The sequence below is a fragment of the Colwellia sp. MB02u-6 genome (genome assembly GCF_014077095.1).
Taxonomy (GTDB): domain Bacteria; phylum Pseudomonadota; class Gammaproteobacteria; order Enterobacterales; family Alteromonadaceae; genus Cognaticolwellia.
Window position 1 is genome coordinate 202,287 of sequence record NZ_JACGVG010000035.1, and the last position, 17,753, is coordinate 220,039.

Consider the following 17,753-nt stretch of genomic DNA (forward strand, 5'->3'; position numbering starts at 1 on the left):
CGTGCTCAGATAAATTAAAAGTTTTATTAATCAACCCGCTTTATACCTTTGCTAGCATGGAAAGGCAAGTAAGCGCGGTTAATCTCTATGTTAATTAATGTAAAATTATATTAAACCAATTTATTTTGCTGTCGATACATTTTAATTGGACGTTAATTTCAATGCACAATAGCATCTTTTTGTAAATTGGACTTTAGTCCGTCAACTGTACAGCGGGCTATTAACGAAATGGGGTAACAAGCATTTGCAGTTGGCATTTTTTGTCGTTCGCATTTATGCAAAAACAGTTAAATTTAATTTAACTTGATGGACTAAAGTCCACCCTACATCGAGCCCACCGGTGATAATGTAGATTTAGACGATTGTTTTGTAGGTCGGACTTTAGTCCGTCCACCGTTTAGTGACACATAACGTAATGATTAAGAACCAGACAAGTATAATGAAAGCTGTTTATCTTCAAACTGACAGCTAATAACTTAAGGAGTTGTTTACTCAAGGCTGTTTTTTTTAACTGACAGCTAATAACTTAAGGAGTTGTTTACTCAAGGCTGTTTTTTTTAACTGACCGTTATCACTTTTAATTATTGTTATTTTAATCATTAATGCAAAATATAAGCGGCTAAAAAAGTTACTGTAATCAAAGTACACTTACTGATAAACTTGACGCTGTTTAACTTTATATCTAAGTTATGTCCCCCGTATATAGGAAGAAATACGCGCCAATGATGCATTTTATTCGTCAACTGACAAGCCTTCTCGTCGTTTTTACATTCTCTTTTAGTGCTATCGCAGCGCAAATTAGCCCACAACAAATAGAGCAATTTAAAAACTTACCTAAATCTCAGCAGCAGGCATTAGCGCAAAGCATGGGTGTTGATCTCGATGCGGTTATGGGACAAATATCCGGCAGCAACCAACAAACACAATTATCATCTACACCGGTTGTGCCAAGATCTACAGTTGAAAATAATGTGGAAGGGCAAGCAGAGGTTATTGAGTTTGAAAGTGATACTGAATTATTTAAGCCACTAACAAGATTTGGTATCGATGTTTTTGCCAATGCGCCGAGCACCTTTACTCCTACTATGGACATCGCTATTCCTAAGCACTATATATTAGGTGTTGGCGACCAATTGTCGATACAAATATATGGTAAAGAAAATGCTGAATATATACTGCCGATAACACGCGAGGGCAATATACTTATTCCTGATGTTGGGCCGATAAAAGTGGTTGGTTTAGCATTTGCTGAAATGAAAAAATTTCTGGCTGAAAGAATTCAACAACGCATCATAGGTGTCAACGTGGTGGTCAGTTTGGCTGAATTACGTTCTATGCGTATTTTTGTTTTAGGTGACGCCTACAAACCAGGCCCATACACCTTAAGTTCGCTTTCAAGTGTTACGCACGCTATTTTTGCTGCTGGTGGGGTTAGTGATATTGGCTCATTACGTCATATTGAAGTAAAACGGGCGGGCAAAATAGTACAAACCGTTGATTTATACGACCTGCTTATAAACGGTGATTCTTCAAGCGACATTTTGTTGCAATCAGGCGATGTGGTTTTCATTCCAACTCAAAGTAAAAATGCTTCAATACGGGGTGAGGTTAGGCGTCCGGCTATATACGAATTAAAAGCCGGTGATGATTTTAATCAACTTATTGAAATGGCTGGTGGTTTATTACCGTCTGCCTATCCGCAATCAACCATGGTAGAACGTTACAATCAAGACAGTTTACGTAGCATCATTAATATTGACTTAACGGATAGTAAAGCGCGTAAACAATTACTGAAAAGCGGTGACAATATTCGGGTGTTAAAAAGTTCGGGTATGTATGAACAGTCAATTACCGTTATTGGTGCCGTAACACGCCCAGGTAAATATCAATGGCAACAAGGTCTTAAAATAGCTGATTTATTGCCTAATTTAGACTCTCATATCTTGCCTTCTGCCGATTTAAGTTATGGTTTAATTGTGCGTCAAAAAGATCAAGCTAGAAATATTGAAGTATTACAATTTAATTTAGGCAAGGCGCTTAATAACTCAATACCTAACCCGGTTGATAACCTTGTTTTATTACCTAGCGACAAACTATTGATATTTGCTAATGTTACTCAGCAGTTGGATGAAAAAATATCACTAGATGAATTGGCTTTTACCCAAGAGCAACTTTTTGCCAAAGAGCGGCAACAGGCTAAAACGTCACATAAAGAAAAATTATTTTGGGATAAATATGGTGGCAGTTCGTCACAATATGCAACAGACACCGATGCAACTAAAGAAGTAGGGCGTTTAGCCAATCAATCTTTAGTGCAGATGACCAATAATAGTTTAGATGACCAAATCGATATTCGTGCAATGGGTTTGTTTTCTCGCCCTCGTTTGTTAGCGCCAGTGCTTAGAAAGTTACGTCAACAAGGTGCTTCTGGCCAACCCATTCAACTGATTGAAGTAGATGGTCAAGTTAAATTTCCTGGTGTTTATCCACTAGCGAAAAATACAAAAGTGAGTGACTTGGTAGCCGCTGCTGGTGGCGTGAAAGAGTCTGCTTACTTAGCGCGAGCAGAAGTGACTCGTAATACACTTACCGTGGCAGGTGCGACAAAAATTTCTTTAGATGTCGACCTAGGTTTAGCTTTAAAAAGAGATGAAGTTTTCGATATTGCTTTGCAAAGTAAAGATCGACTGAATGTGCATAAAATTCCGGCCTGGAGTGAAAATCATGTGGTTGAATTACGAGGTGAGTTTGTTTTTCCTGGCAAATATACCATTCGTCGCGGTGAAACCATCGCTGACTTAGTTAGTAAAGCCGGCGGTTTAACCCGATATGCTCACCCTGACGCGTCAGTGTTTACTCGCATAAAGTTAAAAGAACTAGAAAAGAAAAATTTAATTAAGCTTGCTGGCGACTTACGTATTGAAATGGCCTCTAAATCTTTGACCGAGCAAGGTGGCTCAGCATCTTACGACGACGGTCAAAAAATATTAGCCGATATTACCAAATTAGAGCCAGTAGGGCGTTTAGTTATTAATCTACCCAGATTAATGGCTTCAAATAATGATGGTGTGTTACTAGAAGGCGGAGACATACTTTATGTACCGACTAAGACAAATTCAGTTAATGTTATTGGCCAAGTTCAGGTGGGATCATCACATTTATATAATAATACAATGTCGACTGAAGATTATATCGTGCAAAGTGGAGGTATTAAAAAACGTGCTGACGCCGAGCGCATTTACGTTATCTCGGCCAGCGGTAGTATTAAAATGCTTGAAGAAAGTAACTGGTTTGCTGGCGCAGAAGATGGCGGATTAAAACCAGGCGACACCATTGTAGTGCCGCTTGATGCTGAATATATGAATGACCTAACATTGTGGTCAACAGCGACACAAATTATTTATAATGCGGCTGTAGCTGTTGCAGCAATCAGCGGCCTTTAACCTGATGGACTAAAGTCCAACCTACATCGAGCCCACGGGTGATCATGTAGGTTTAGGCAATTGTTTTGTAGGTCGGACTTCAGTCCGTCAACTGTTCAGCGGGCTATTATTGAACTGGGGTAACAAACATTTGCAGTTGGTCTTTTTCTGTCGTTCGCATTTATGCAAAAACAGTTAAATTTCATTTGATTTTATGGACTAAAGTCCAACCTACAAGAGCCCACGGGTGATAATGTAGATTTGTGCAATTGTTTTGTAGGTCGGACTTCAGTCCGACAACTGTTCAGTGGCCCATTATTGAACTGGGGTAACAAACATTTGCAGTTGGTCTTTTTCTGTCGTTCGCATTTATGCGAAAACAGTTAAATTTCATTTAACTTGATGGACTAAAGTCCAACCTACAAGAACCCACGGGTGACAATGTAGATTTGGGCAATTGTTTTGTAGGTCGGACTTCAGTCCGTCAACTGTCCAGAAAGCTATAAACGAGATGAGCCAACAGGTATTTACAGCGTATCATCTTTTGTCGTTCACATTTATGCGAAAACAGTTAAATTTCATTTAACTTGATGGACTAAAGTCCAACCTACATAGAGCTTACGAGTGATAATGTAGCTTTAGGCGATTGTTTTGTAGGTCGGACTTTAGTCCGACAACCGCACAGCGAATACAAAACCTAATGGGATAAAAGCCAAAAAAACAAGTAATCTGAAAGCTATTTTTTAAAACTGACAGCTGTCTTTTAAAACCTGATGATTAAAATATCAACCGACACGTAAACAGTAAACAGAAGGTTTTATTCTATTGACAGCTAATAACTTATAAATTTTTTAATAACCGCTATTAAAGGCAAAGGACTTCCAAAATGATACGTGATTTAAATGATGTGAAAATAGCTGTAATAGGCTTAGGCTATGTTGGTTTACCACTGGCAGTAGAGTTTGGAAAAAAATATCAAACCTTAGGTTTTGATATCAACCAAGCACGTATTACCGAATTAAATAATGGCACAGATAGTACTCTTGAGGTTAGCGACGAAGAGTTAGCTGAAACAACCAAGCTAAGTTATGCTTGCCAACCCGAGGACTTGAAAAACTCTAACGTTTATATCGTTACCGTACCAACGCCTATCGACCAGCATAAACAGCCCGACCTAACACCATTACTTAAAGCCAGCGAAATGTTAGGTAAAGTGATCAGTAAAAACGACATTATTATTTATGAGTCAACGGTTTATCCAGGTGCAACTGAAGAAGCTTGTATTCCCGTAGTCGAAAAAGCATCGGGTTTAGTGTTCAATAAAGACTTTTATGCGGGTTATTCACCTGAACGTATTAACCCGGGTGACAAGGAGCACAGAGTGACTAATATTTTAAAAGTTACCTCTGGATCAACACCTGAAATAGCAAAAGTTGTAGACAACCTATACCGCTCTATTATCATTGCAGGCACTTATAAAGCGAGTTCAATCAAAGTTGCAGAAGCGGCAAAAGTTATTGAAAACACACAACGCGACGTTAACATTGCCTTAATTAACGAGCTGTCTATTATATTTAATAAACTCAATATCGATACATTAGAAGTACTTGAAGCGGCTGGCACAAAGTGGAATTTCCTGCCATTTCGCCCAGGTTTAGTCGGTGGGCACTGTATTGGTGTTGATCCCTACTACTTAACGCATAAAGCGCAATCAGTAGGTTATCATCCTGAAATGATACTCGCTGGTCGGCGTTTAAATGATGGCATGGGCGCTTATGTTGTCTCTCAGTTAGTCAAAAATATGCTACACAAACGTATTCAGGTAGAGGGTGCCAATGTGTTAATTATGGGCCTGACCTTTAAAGAAAACTGCCCGGATTTACGCAATACCAAAATTGTTGATATCGTCAGTGAGCTCAAAGAATACAACATGAATGTTGATATTACTGACCCCTGGTGTTCAAGCGAACAAGCCGAGCACGAATATAATTTAAGCCTAACAGAAAAGCCCGAAGCTGGTCATTACGACGCTATTATTTTGGCGGTAGCACATAATCAATTTAAGAGTTTAGGCATTGACGAAATTCGCAAACTAGGTAAACAACATCATGTACTTTATGACCTGAAATATATACTACCAAAAGAGTCAGTAGACATGCGTTTATAGTGTAGCGGTTAAATCAGCAATGCAGTCCAAGGCTCAACCTACATAAAACCCACGGTTGATAATGTAGGTTGAGGCGATTGTTTTGTAGGTCGGACTTTAGTCCGACAAACGTACAGCAGGCTATTAACGAGATGAGTGAACAAACATTTGCAGTTGGCATTATTCCGAAAACAGTTAAACTTCATTTAACCTGAGGGACTAAAGTCCAATCTACATCAAGCCGATAGGTGATAATGTAGATTTAGGCAATTGTTTTGTAGGACGGACTTTAGTCCGTCAACCTTACAGCGAATACAATAAAACTTAATATTTAAAATTAAATGGAAGTAATAATGTCAAAATATGAAGAAGTACAAAAGCAGCTTAAACAAGCACCAAAAGTTTGGCTTGTTACTGGGGTTGCAGGTTTTATTGGCTCAAACCTTCTAGAAACATTATTACTATTGAATCAAAAAGTTATCGGCTTAGACAACTTTGCTACCGGTCACCAACGTAATTTAGACGAAGTTAAATCTGAGGTATCAGCACAGCAATGGCATAACTTTACTTTTATAAATGGTGATATTCGAAACTTTGATGACTGCCAGCAAGCCTTCACTAATAACAACCTTAGCGTTGACTATGTGCTACACCAAGCCGCTCTTGGCTCTGTGCCTCGCTCTATAGCGGATCCTATTTTAACTAACGCGGCTAACATTACAGGTTTTGTTAATATGTTAACCGCAGCAAAAGACGCCAAAGTAGCCACTTTTGTTTATGCCGCATCAAGTTCTACTTATGGCGATCACCCCGCGTTACCAAAAGTTGAAGCAAACATTGGTAAGCCATTATCACCTTATGCCGTGACTAAATATGTTAATGAACTTTATGCTGATGTATTTAATAAAACCTACGGCCTAAATGCCACAGGCCTGCGTTACTTCAATGTATTTGGTAAACGCCAAGACCCTGATGGAGCCTACGCTGCGGTTATTCCCAAATGGACGGCAGCGATGATAGAAAACCAAGACTTGTTTGTTAATGGCGATGGTAAAACCAGTCGTGATTTTTGTTTTATCGAAAATGCCGTACAAGCGAATATATTAGCAGCCACAGCGAATGAACAAGGCAAAAACCAAGTGTATAATGTTGCACTAGGCGATAGAACAACACTTAATGAATTATTTTCAAGTTTAGCTTCTGCATTAGCTGCCAACGATGTGAATTATATCAAAGCTCCGATATATCAAGGCTTTAGAGTTGGTGACGTACGGCATTCTCAGGCTGATATATCAAAGGCTAAAGAACTTATTGGTTATCAACCAGCATACCGTATTCAGCAAGGCATAGATAAAGCAATGCCTTGGTATATCAAGTTCTTGACCAAGCAAGCTTAAAACTGTTAGCTATTTCTTAACTGAAAGCTACTTGTAGGTCGGACTTCAGTTCGACAGCCACAAAACGAACCCATGACGAAAAAGGGGTAGTCAGCCAAATGTTTTTTTAAATAAATAACAAAAAATTAACAGGTAATTTAAATAACACTAATAAACAACTATTAAAAAATACAAATTTATTGTTATAATACACAGGTATTGGACGTTTAAAGTAAATTTTCGAACTAATCGTCCAGAGGAATAATCAAATAAATATAAATGCGAGTTATTGTGAAAAGTCATAAATTGCAAGGAAGTGCTCCAAATGAAGCCGAAGCAATGAATTCAAACGAATTTCATCAGCCACACCACCTTCCCGAAGACGACGAAATTGACCTTGCAGAGCTTTGGCATGCTATTTGGTCAGGTAAGTTACTGATTATTGTTATCAGTGTGTTTTTCGCCATCTCATCCATTATTTATGCCATTAATCATCCCAATATATATAAAGCTACAACGTTGTTAGCGCCTGCCAGTGAGCAAGGTGGTGCAAGCGGGCTAGCGAAAATGGCTGGCCAGTTTGGTGGTTTAGCAAGCCTTGCCGGTATTAACCTTGGCGGCGGCGGCACCGATAAAACAGGCCTAGCGCTTGAAGTGTTAAAATCTCGAGTATTTCTCGAAAAATTCATTAATAGACACCAGTTATTAGTGCCTTTAATGGCATCTGAAAACTGGGATGTTAAGACTAATACACTAATATACAACGATGAAATTTATAATTCAACAACTAAAACATGGTTACGAGAAGTTGAAGCGCCAAAACAGCCAGAACCTTCTTCATGGGAAGCTTATAAAGCTTTTAAAGATATTTTAGCGGTGGTAACGGATAAAGAAACGGGCATGATGACCCTAACCGTAGAGCATTACTCACCAGAAATTGCCACGCAGTGGTTATTATGGCTAGTAAGTGACATTAACGCCGCCATGCGTGAACAAGATAAAGCCGAAGCGCAACGTAGTATCGACTATTTATCTACTAAGCTGCAAGAAACTCAACTAGCGGACATGCAAACGGTGTTCTATCAGTTAATTGAGCAACAAACCAAAACCATTATGTTGGCGGAAGTATCACTAGAATATGTGTTAAAAACCATTGATCCCGCTAATGCCCCAGAGGAAAAATCTAAGCCTAAACGAGCTTTAATTGTTGTACTAGGTACTATTTTAGGTGGCATTTTATCGGTGTTAATTGTGTTAGTGCGTTACTTTTCTAATAAAGGTAATAAAGATGAGACTAACCATTCAAATAGCGCTAACCAAGTAGTCGAGCCAACAACAAGTTCGACTACTGTTGTTCAAGTTTCAGCAGAAGTTACAAGTAAATAGGAGTATATTTAATGACCATCGCTGCCTTAACAGCCTTCTGCTTTTCTTTTATTGCAATAAAAGTATTCAAGCCACTTGCCATTGAACTTGGCTTAGTAGACAAACCTAATGCACGTAAACACCACGACGGCCAAGTGCCGCTTATTGGTGGTATTGCAATATTTGCTGCAGTATTAGCGGCAAGCCTAATCTGGCTACCTAATACCTTAGAATTACGTATGTACCTAATTGCCTCTGCGATGATGGTTTTTATTGGCGCATTGGATGACAAATTTGACCTTAAAGTACGTATTCGAATAGTAGGGCAAATTATTATTGCCAGTTTAATGATTTTTGGCGTAGGTGGTTATATATCAAACTTAGGTAACTTATTTAGTTTCGGCGATATTGAGCTGGGCCCAGTAGGTATTTTATTTACTTATTTTGCTATTATCGTAGTAATTAATGCTTACAACATGGTTGATGGCATTGACGGTTTAATTGGTAGTTTAAGTTTAAATACCTTTACCGCCATTGCGGTTTTATTTTTAATAAGTGGCAATACGAGCTACTTAAGCTATCCACTAATTTTAGCGACTGCAACCTTACCTTATTTGATTTTCAATTTAGGTTTTTTCAAAAGTTATAGTAAAAAAATATTTATGGGCGATGCCGGTAGTATGTTTATCGGCCTCAGTGTTATATGGCTATTGACCATTGGCACGCAAGACGAAAGCGCCTCGTTTAGACCGGTGACGGCATTATGGATATGTGCCATACCCTTAATGGACATGCTTGCTATAGTTATGCGCAGATACCGTAAAGGTAAATCTCCTTTCAAGCCAGACCGAGATCACTTACACCACATATTACAACGCGCAGGTTTGTCTTCACGCCAAACACTAGTAGTTATTTCAATCGCTTCAGCACTTATGTCATTATTAGGTGTGTTAGGTGAATATTTTCAAGTACCTGAAAGTATTGCACTGGCGTTATTTGTGCTGATGTTTATTCTTTATAATAAGTATGCTCGGCATTTTAGTTGGAAATACAACGAATAGGAAAACCTATTGATATGAATGAAGAATTTAATGGCTAAGCCCTTACAAATAAGGGCTTTTTTAATAAATTAACGTTAATTGAGTGCATCAATAGGTGTCTCAATGGCGACCGTTTTTGTCTCATGGGTAATAAATACCTGAGTGATAGTGTTAAATGTTTTCAACAATAATTGTTTTTAAACTGCAGTTTATTAATTTGAAATGTATTGATATATACAGGGTTTTTTAAGATGTTTGATAAAGAAAATACAAAAATAGCAATCATTGGTCTTGGTTATGTAGGGCTACCATTAGCTGTAGAGTTTGGTGAAAAATATAATACCGTTGGTTATAATATTAACCAAACCACGTAATTGAACGATTATATTATATTCGAATTTAAATTATATTTATCTGTTAATTTAGTAATTAAAGGTTTAATCCACATAAATAATTTTTGGTGTGATTTTTAAATTAAACTCTAAAAAACAACCTATTTTTGGATTTAAAAAAATGTTAAGAAAATCAGCCTCTTTTTTTGATCAGCTAGTCGTTAGTGGTGGGAACTTTGCTTTAACTATATTTCTAGCTAGAGCACTGTCTACTGAAGACTTTGGCTTTTTTTCAATTAGTTGGTTAATTGTTATCTCTCTTGCATCTTTAATCCAAGCTGTCTTTATTGCGCCAATGTTATCTTTGACTCCTAAATTTTCAGAAGTAGATCAAAAAAGATTTTGTTCATTGCTCTTTTTAGAATTAATAATAACGATAACCTTATTATCCAGCTGTATTTTATCTCTATTTTTTATTGCCAAATACCTCAACTATATTGATGTAACTACCATATTATTTGGTCTACTATTTTTATCACCATCTTATTATTTATACGAGTTTCTTAGAAGGGATCTTATGCTAAGGGGTGAAAACTTATTTCTATTAATAAGTGATATACTTTGCTATGGGCTCATATTGGCTACGATACTTTTATCTGAAACTATTGAACTTAATTCTGTATTCCTTGTTGTTTCATCGTGCTTTACTTTAACAATTGTAGTACTGAGTTTTAAATCTAGGTTTGAATTGTTTCGAGTAATTAAAGACTTTAAATCATATCGGTCGCTAGTTATTAAGCAGTATGACTTTTCAAAATGGTTGGTTAAATCTTCTATTTTACAATTTTTTAATGGCAATGCTTATGTGCTGATAACCGGTTTTTTTTTAGGGGTTGCTCAAGTAGCATATTTAAAAATGGCACAAAATATAGTTGGAATTATAAATCCTATCTATGTTTTTTTAGATAATCATGCACAGTTATACTTGGCTAAAACAAGGTTTGAAAAAGGCGAAGATGCATGCAATAAAGAATATGTAAAAATAGTGATCGCTTGTATGAGTTGTTTGATTTTGGTGTTATCAACAATTTATATTTTCCGAACAAATATTATTTTATTTATTTACGATGAACAACCTGATGTTATATATGTTTATTTAGCTTTAATGCTTGTGCTCAGTGCTTTTACAGGCGCTAATTTTCTTCAAAGGTTGATCATAAAGGTTAGAGAAGACACCAAAGTCATATATAAATCTTATGTATATTCATCAGTATTAAGCTTACTTGCGGTGTACCCACTAATAACATTATATGGTGGTCTTGCTGCCGTACAAGCGATGATTATTGCACAAGCAGTAATGCTATTTGTGTTACTATCTGAAAAAAATAAACCTACAAAATAATGCGATTAGAGGAATGAAGTCTTGTTTAAAATAGATACTGAATTATTGAATGAATTATTTGATCTTTTAAATCAAAATATGAAGTTTTTAATTCTAAGAAATCACCAAGGTTTACCAGAAAGCAATAATGCAAAAGATGTCGATATTTTAATACCTAGCGATATCAAGCCTTGTCAAATTAACAGTATAATTAAAGAAGTAAGTGCTTCACTTCATGCGAGTATCATTTGGATTAATGAACTTGATTATCTTTCAGGTTTTGTTTTAGCTCGTCAAAATAAAAATGGCCAAGTTATTTATGCAAAGTTAGACTTTTTCTATGGTTTAAAATGGCGTGGGGTTGAATTTATAAATTCTTCGCATCTATTATCAGAATGCATACAAGTAAAAAACTACTATATTCCTGCACCTGGTCATGAAGCTTTAATACATGTTTTAAATGGTGCTTTATACGGAAAATCAATAAACAAAAAGTATAAACATTTAATCCAGCAAGGTTATTTTGAGCATTCATTGCAATTTAAAGAACTGTTAGCAAGCTCAGGTTTAAATTTTCTAAATGACGAAGTAAATGAATTGTTGGCTAATGATACTAATGATAAACAGCCTGTTAGTATACTTGCCTTTAGAAGCAAGTTAATTAAAGTTTTGATAAAAGAACAGTTTTCATTTGGCTTGATTGGTGCCTTCTTAAAATCAGCACGAACAGAATATATAACTAGGCGAAAGTTTGGTTATTTGCTTTCTTTCTCTGGACCTGATGGGGCAGGTAAGAGCTCTATTATGGAATCAGTATTAGAATTTTTTCAGCTAACAGGTATTTGTAAGCAAGAAGTAGCCCATCATTTTTTACCTGTTGGAATACCCCCTCTACATCGCTTACTTAAATTTAACAAAAAATTAAGTAAGCAAAATTATACACAGCCTTATTCTGAAAAACCAGTAGGTAAAATCTCATCTGTAATTCGCTTTATATATTATGTTTTAGCCTTTATATTTGCGAAATATAAATATTTAAAACCACAATTCAAACAAAATGAGGTGGTGGTTTTTGATCGTTATTATCCCGACCTTATCGCAGACCCGACCCGTGCAAGGCTATCTTTAAATAGGAAAGTATTAGCAAATGTTTTTCCTAGAGTTGCCGCTATACCGGATGTAGCACTGATTTTTGTTGCGGAACCTCATATTTTGATTGAACGTAAAGGTGAACTTAGTGGAGATAAAGCTAAGAAGCTTGTGGCAGAATACAAAGGTATATGCTCTGATAAAAACTACACACTATTAGAAAATAATGGCTCATTATCGCAAGGCTTATCCGTATGTTTTTCTTTACTTTTTGAAGTTTTAAATATGAAAAATATTAAGAAATTAAAATAATGCAGAAAGTTAAAGATATTAATAAAGACTTATTACAATATGCAGGTATAGAGCTAGAAAATTCTAGTCATAATATAGTTCATGATAATGAATTTTACGCGATCCATTGGCCGGATGGTTCTTTACGTTGGTTATTTAAAGTTGATGGATTTACCCCCGGATTTTTAGCTTTCTATCCTGCAGGTACTATTAGAGCAAAAATCAGGGCTTTTTTTATGCGTTTAGTCGGTGCTTTTGGTTTTATGGGCTTCTTTGCAAAAAAAATTGAGGGTGTAAGTTTACTTGAAGATGGAGTCTTAGCTAAGTCTCTCAAAGAGTATAGTTGTGAAACTTGGGCTTTGTTTGCAGGTACCCCAGGTGCTGATCGTAAACTTGTTCTTGCTATAAAGAAGGGTAATATTATATCTAAATATATTAAAGTCCCCATTTCAGTTCAAAGCCAAGCTCTGGTTAATTGTGAATTTCAGAATATTGAGAAATTTCGAAAGTTAAAGTTAAAAACAGTAATCCTACCAACGGCATCTTTTTTTGATCATAGTGTTGTTATTTCTAACGTAAATAAAAACGACACTTCAATATCACAACTATTAAATAATATTCATATTAAAGGGCTTAGTGAAGTATATAAAAAAAGTCGCTCAAAGCTTACATTGAAGTCATATATTGAACATCACTTAATTTTAAAAAATTTTAAATCCATTGAAATTGAAAAACCAGTAGATCCACGAATTAATGTAGATAAAGTGAAGCTAATTGCAAAGAATGCTATCAGGCGTATAAATGAACTTGTCTTAACTTATGGAAATCGAAATATATATGTATCTTTTGCCCATAGAGATTTTACTCCTTGGAATTCATTAATCTCGAAAGATAGTTTGATTATGTTTGATTTAGAGTTGGCGAAACCCAATCTTTCATATGGGTTTGATTTATTTCACTTTAGTTACCAAACAGAACTTATGCAAAATAGATTGTTGGAAACTAAAAATACTAAAAATACAAAAAATCACCTTATTAAAATGTTAAAGGATATTAGTACTGATTTTAGAGAAGATGACTTTAAAATGTACAGTGATTTATATTTTTTGTACCATATATCAGAATATTTACTTAAGTATATAAGGCAGCCTGTTGTTCATAAAGAAGTTTTTAATCAGATTGATTCTTGGCTAAAACTATGATTTGGGGATTGCTGTATCAATGTTCTTATTTATGGTATTTCTCCGTTAATAAATATAGAAGTAAAGTCTTCGTACTTTTTCCTATTTTATTTTTCTGGATAATGATTTTTTCTTTGAGACGTGAAAGTTACGGGGAAGATATTAAATATTATTATTATATTTTTCTTCACCCAGAAAGATATTATTTGGATGAGTATGGATTATATTATTTCAATATTGCCTTGAGATGGGTAACAACTGAATATTTTTGGTTTTCTTTAAGTTATTCTGTTTTGATTAACTCTCTATTAGTTATTTTGTATAGGATCCTTGATCGTAAACTTTCAATGTTATTGTTTTTATATGTTTGTTCAACTTTTATCTATTATCAAATTAATTTAAATATATTTAGACAGGGGGTTGCAGTTCTCCTAGTTCTGATTTCTATAGCTATATTCCACAAGCATTTCTTTTATTCTTGTATGATATTGCTATTAGCTATCTTCTTTCACAAAGCAGCCATTATTTCTGTGGTTTTTATTTTTTTTTCTCGATTTCAATTTAAAAAAATATATATATTGCCTGTATTAGTTTTAAGTTTTTTCCCTATTGGGGCTACCTTCTATTCTCATATAGCGGTAATCATAGGGAAATTTATACCTATAATGGAAAGAACTTTAACTGCGTATGTTGAAATGGCGCAACAAGGATTGATTTCTAGCTCTGAACTTAATCATCGTAATTTACCAATGTTAATAACATCATTACTGTTTTTTAAGATTGATATACAAAAGAATAAAAAAAACAATAGTTTATTTTGGGTTTATTTTTTATCGCTGGGTATTTCCGCTCTTCTGAGTAATAACGTACTTTTGTATGATCGTGTAATTATTTTTTCTCAGATACTTCAACCCTATTTGTTTTTGATTTGTTGTAAAGCATATTTTTCGCATCGTTGGTTATTACCTTATATTATGACTGCCGTACTGCAATTTATTTTTACTATTTATATTTGGGGTCCACAAAATCTTTTACCTTCGTTTGAGTTCTACCAACTTTTTTGATTTATATGTATACGGGTATTGTCTATGAAAATTGTTCATTTTATCTTAGGGCGTGCTAGCCAAAACACTTCTAATGGAGTTAATAAAGTTATTGCAGGTTTGGCTAAGTATTCAAACAAAAATGGCTGTAAAGCTTATGTTATTGGTTTAAGTTCAAGCCAAAAAGAGTCTTATGCACTAGTTGAACGGGATGGTTTTGAAGTTGAAAGTTTTAATCAATTTTCAAAAGGCGCATTTGGTCGTATAAAAACGTTAGCAAAAGATTGCGATATTGTACATTTGCACAGTGTTTGGAATAACTATAATTTAGTTGTTGCAGCATATCTTAGAAGAATAAATAAACCTTATGTTATTACTGCACATTCAGGTTTAACAGATGACCGATTAAAACAAAGCCGTTATTGGTTCAAAAGGTGTTATCACTATTTATTTCAAAAAAAGATGTTCGATAGCGCTGCTGGTGTTCAAGCATTGACGAGAGAAGAGTCTACAAACTTAAGAAAACACACGAATAATACTAATATATTCGTTGTTCAAAACGGTCAAGATTTAGATGGTGTTACTTTAGAGCCCAAACATTATATAGGTAATAGTAAAACTATTAATATCGGTTTTATTGGTCGTTTATCAGTAGAGAAGAATATTGATGGTCTTATATCTGCTTTAGCATTATTACCAAGCCAGATTAAGAAAAATATAACGTTGCACCTAATTGGCCCTAATAAAGTAGATAAACCAAGATTAATGGCAACTATTAATGATTTAGGTTTAGAAAATAACATTGTTTTTGAAGGTGCGTTATATGCTCAAAATAAACATGATGTTTTGTCTAGTTTAGATTTTTACATACACCCCGCTTTTTCAGATGTTGTAAGTATCGCTGTTATGGAGGCTATGTCGCTTGGTTTACCTTCGGTTATAACTCGCACCTCAGATATGAGCTACTTTTATAATAGTGGTGCCTTTATCATGGTCGAGCCTGATCCTAAAGATATTGCTCGAGGAATTATTGAAATGGTCAATAAGCGAGATGAGTGGTCAAGTATGTCGCAAAAGGCCGTGAATTTAGTAAACGAAGTTTTTAACTGGGATGTTGTAGTTGAAAAGTTATTACTTGAATACAAAAGCTGTATTGAGTATAAAAAATAATGAAACAGTTAATCACTTGGTTTGTTAGAAAGTATAAGAATCCAAAATTTCAATTTGATGAACATATTTCATCAAAAATTATTTTTTCACTTATCTTTATTCGAGTCTTAGCTAGCGTTAGATCTTTAAAATTATTAATTCATTTTCATTTTCCGAGAAATCTTTTTCTTGGCCGTGGTGTGAGATTTTTTTATTTCAGTAACATACAGCTTGGGCGTTTCGTGACGCTTGGTGAGTTTACTTATATTAGCGGCTTAGGCAGCGAAGGAGTTATAATCGGTAATAGGGTTAATATTGGTGACTTTTCACGAATCATTGTATCAACTTCTTTTGATAATATTGGTAAAGGAATTACTTTACATGATGACGTCGCTATTGGTGAGTTTGCATATATAGGCGGTGCGGGGGGGGTTGAAATTGGCTCTGCATGTATCATTGGGCAATATTTTAGTGTGCATTCAGAAAATCATGTGTTTGACGATATAGCTTGTGAAATAAGAGAGCAAGGAGTTAAACGTATAGGAATTAAAATAGGCAAAAATTGTTGGATAGGCTCAAAAGTAACTATTTTAGATGGTGCTGTTGTAGGTAATGGTTGTGTTATTGCCGCTGGCGCTGTTGTCACAGGGCAGTTTCCTGATAATGTCATTATTGGTGGTGTGCCAGCTAAAATTATTAAGGAGCGTACTATTTAATGAAACACATTTTGATAACAGCATACGATGTTAACCCTTATCAAGGTTCCGAGTCTGCGACAGGCTGGAATTACCCTTATCACTTATCAAAGTATAATAAAATTACGGTGGTTACTAGGGAAAATAATTTACCTGAGATTCGACGGTTTATCGCTGAAAATCAGTTAAATGTGGAAAACCTTAAGTTTGTAGGTTTTGATTTACCTGTATGGGCACGTTTTTGGAAAAAAGGTGCTCGTGGCTCATTTTTGTATTTTTATTTATGGCAGTTCTTCTTGAGTATCTCTTTTTTCTCTAAAAGAAATGAGTTTGATGTATGCCACAGTCTAAATTTTCACTGTGATTGGGCACCTTCATTTTTATGGCTATTAGGAAAACCGTTTATTTGGGGACCAATTAACCATAATGAAACTCTACCGGATTATGTCTTGAAAGGGCTAACTAAGGGGGAATTGAGAAAAGAAAAAGTTAAGCAAATTTTTAAATGGTTTTTTTGGAATTTAGACCCATTTTTATTTATATGTAAAATAAAGGCGGATAAGATTTTAGTTGGTCATTCTGGTGTTGTAAAAAGGCTTGGTTTACTGCCTAGTAAATGTGTTTTGTTTAATCAAATAGCAACCGACGTTCATAAAAAGGTAGATAAAAATAATCATAACGGATTTAATGTGTTGTTTATTGGCCGAGGTTTGTTAATTAAAAATTATTTAGCTGTTCTTGATGCGTTTAAAATTTGCCTAGAAAATACTATGATATCGAATGAGGAACTTTCAATTTCCTTTGTTGGTGTTGGAAAAAATGCTAAAAATAAATTATTAACCAGAGCATTAGAACTAGATGTTGAGCAACATTTGAGTGTTCATGAATGGGTGGGATTTCAAGATATTGAGCAATATTACCTTGATGCTAATGTTTTCTGTTTTCCTTCTTATGAAGGCGCTGGAATGGTTATTGCTGAAGCGCTTTCATATGGTATTCCTGTTATAACTATTGATAAAAATGGTGCTGCACATGAATTAACGGACGATTGCGCATTTGTTATAAGTAGTTCTGATAAAGATGAAATTATTTCTGGTATTTCCAATGCGATAACGTTACTTATTAATGATAAAAACAAATATAAATTAATGTGTGATGCCGCTTATAGCCATACAGAAAAAAAATTAAGCTGGCACGCAAAATCTAAAGCCATAAGTAATATTTACACTACCATTTTGTGATT

The 17,753-nt window shown here is 35.1% G+C and carries 13 protein-coding genes; all 13 read left to right on the top strand.

Annotation, left to right across the window (positions count from 1 at the left end):
- Positions 1-722 precede the first annotated feature (722 nt).
- The gene (locus tag H4J46_RS10485) at positions 723-3,443 is read left to right on the top strand and encodes an SLBB domain-containing protein (RefSeq protein WP_182233450.1); all 2,721 of its coding nucleotides are present in this window, start codon (positions 723-725) and stop codon (positions 3,441-3,443) included.
- Positions 3,444-4,308: 865 nt separating this feature from the next.
- Positions 4,309-5,589: a Vi polysaccharide biosynthesis UDP-N-acetylglucosamine C-6 dehydrogenase TviB gene (gene tviB, locus H4J46_RS10490; RefSeq protein ID WP_220462996.1), complete on the top strand. Its 1,281-nt coding sequence runs from the start codon at positions 4,309-4,311 to the stop codon at positions 5,587-5,589.
- A gap of 332 nt (positions 5,590-5,921) precedes the next feature.
- Positions 5,922-6,965, top strand: a complete 1,044-nt coding sequence (locus H4J46_RS10495) for an NAD-dependent epimerase/dehydratase family protein (RefSeq protein ID WP_182233451.1) — start codon at positions 5,922-5,924, stop codon at positions 6,963-6,965.
- Positions 6,966-7,283: 318 nt separating this feature from the next.
- Entirely contained in the window at positions 7,284-8,330 is a 1,047-nt protein-coding gene (locus tag H4J46_RS10500; protein ID WP_182233698.1) for a Wzz/FepE/Etk N-terminal domain-containing protein, read from the top strand.
- Between the two features lie 11 nt (positions 8,331-8,341).
- Positions 8,342-9,370, top strand: a complete 1,029-nt coding sequence (gene wecA, locus H4J46_RS10505) for a UDP-N-acetylglucosamine--undecaprenyl-phosphate N-acetylglucosaminephosphotransferase (RefSeq protein WP_182233452.1) — start codon at positions 8,342-8,344, stop codon at positions 9,368-9,370.
- 230 nt (positions 9,371-9,600) lie between these two features.
- The gene (locus H4J46_RS10510) at positions 9,601-9,723 is read left to right on the top strand and encodes a hypothetical protein (RefSeq protein WP_182233453.1); all 123 of its coding nucleotides are present in this window, start codon (positions 9,601-9,603) and stop codon (positions 9,721-9,723) included.
- Between the two features lie 139 nt (positions 9,724-9,862).
- Positions 9,863-11,083 (top strand): lipopolysaccharide biosynthesis protein, encoded by a 1,221-nt coding sequence (locus tag H4J46_RS10515; protein WP_182233454.1) that lies wholly within the window; start codon positions 9,863-9,865, stop codon positions 11,081-11,083.
- A gap of 21 nt (positions 11,084-11,104) precedes the next feature.
- Positions 11,105-12,463 (top strand): hypothetical protein, encoded by a 1,359-nt coding sequence (locus H4J46_RS10520; RefSeq protein WP_182233455.1) that lies wholly within the window; start codon positions 11,105-11,107, stop codon positions 12,461-12,463.
- Entirely contained in the window at positions 12,463-13,644 is a 1,182-nt protein-coding gene (locus H4J46_RS10525; RefSeq protein ID WP_182233456.1) for a hypothetical protein, read from the top strand. The genes H4J46_RS10520 and H4J46_RS10525 overlap by 1 nt, the downstream gene beginning before the upstream one ends.
- On the top strand, positions 13,641-14,687 hold the full coding sequence (locus H4J46_RS10530; protein WP_259365817.1) for an EpsG family protein: 1,047 nt from the start codon (positions 13,641-13,643) through the stop codon (positions 14,685-14,687). The genes H4J46_RS10525 and H4J46_RS10530 overlap by 4 nt, the downstream gene beginning before the upstream one ends.
- Positions 14,688-14,711: 24 nt before the next feature.
- Positions 14,712-15,836, top strand: a complete 1,125-nt coding sequence (locus tag H4J46_RS10535; RefSeq protein ID WP_182233458.1) for a glycosyltransferase — start codon at positions 14,712-14,714, stop codon at positions 15,834-15,836.
- Positions 15,836-16,531 (top strand): DapH/DapD/GlmU-related protein, encoded by a 696-nt coding sequence (locus H4J46_RS10540; RefSeq protein WP_182233459.1) that lies wholly within the window; start codon positions 15,836-15,838, stop codon positions 16,529-16,531. Before H4J46_RS10535 ends, H4J46_RS10540 begins: the two co-directional genes overlap by 1 nt.
- Entirely contained in the window at positions 16,531-17,751 is a 1,221-nt protein-coding gene (locus H4J46_RS10545) for a glycosyltransferase family 4 protein (RefSeq protein ID WP_182233460.1), read from the top strand. Before H4J46_RS10540 ends, H4J46_RS10545 begins: the two co-directional genes overlap by 1 nt.
- Positions 17,752-17,753: the final 2 nt, after the last annotated feature.

What these genes read in the sequence shown, in the direction of transcription:
- H4J46_RS10535 (WP_182233458.1), top strand. Translation starts at nt 14,712, where the DNA reads ATGAAAATTGTTCATTTTATCTTAGGGCGTGCTAGCCAAAACACTTCT.
- H4J46_RS10500 (WP_182233698.1), top strand. Translation starts at nt 7,284, where the DNA reads ATGAATTCAAACGAATTTCATCAGCCACACCACCTTCCCGAAGACGAC.
- wecA (WP_182233452.1), top strand. Translation starts at nt 8,342, where the DNA reads ATGACCATCGCTGCCTTAACAGCCTTCTGCTTTTCTTTTATTGCAATA.
- H4J46_RS10530 (WP_259365817.1), top strand. Translation starts at nt 13,641, where the DNA reads ATGATTTGGGGATTGCTGTATCAATGTTCTTATTTATGGTATTTCTCC.
- H4J46_RS10495 (WP_182233451.1), top strand. Translation starts at nt 5,922, where the DNA reads ATGTCAAAATATGAAGAAGTACAAAAGCAGCTTAAACAAGCACCAAAA.
- H4J46_RS10515 (WP_182233454.1), top strand. Translation starts at nt 9,863, where the DNA reads ATGTTAAGAAAATCAGCCTCTTTTTTTGATCAGCTAGTCGTTAGTGGT.
- tviB (WP_220462996.1), top strand. Translation starts at nt 4,309, where the DNA reads ATGATACGTGATTTAAATGATGTGAAAATAGCTGTAATAGGCTTAGGC.
- H4J46_RS10525 (WP_182233456.1), top strand. Translation starts at nt 12,463, where the DNA reads ATGCAGAAAGTTAAAGATATTAATAAAGACTTATTACAATATGCAGGT.
- H4J46_RS10545 (WP_182233460.1), top strand. Translation starts at nt 16,531, where the DNA reads ATGAAACACATTTTGATAACAGCATACGATGTTAACCCTTATCAAGGT.
- H4J46_RS10485 (WP_182233450.1), top strand. Translation starts at nt 723, where the DNA reads ATGATGCATTTTATTCGTCAACTGACAAGCCTTCTCGTCGTTTTTACA.
- H4J46_RS10510 (WP_182233453.1), top strand. Translation starts at nt 9,601, where the DNA reads ATGTTTGATAAAGAAAATACAAAAATAGCAATCATTGGTCTTGGTTAT.
- H4J46_RS10540 (WP_182233459.1), top strand. Translation starts at nt 15,836, where the DNA reads ATGAAACAGTTAATCACTTGGTTTGTTAGAAAGTATAAGAATCCAAAA.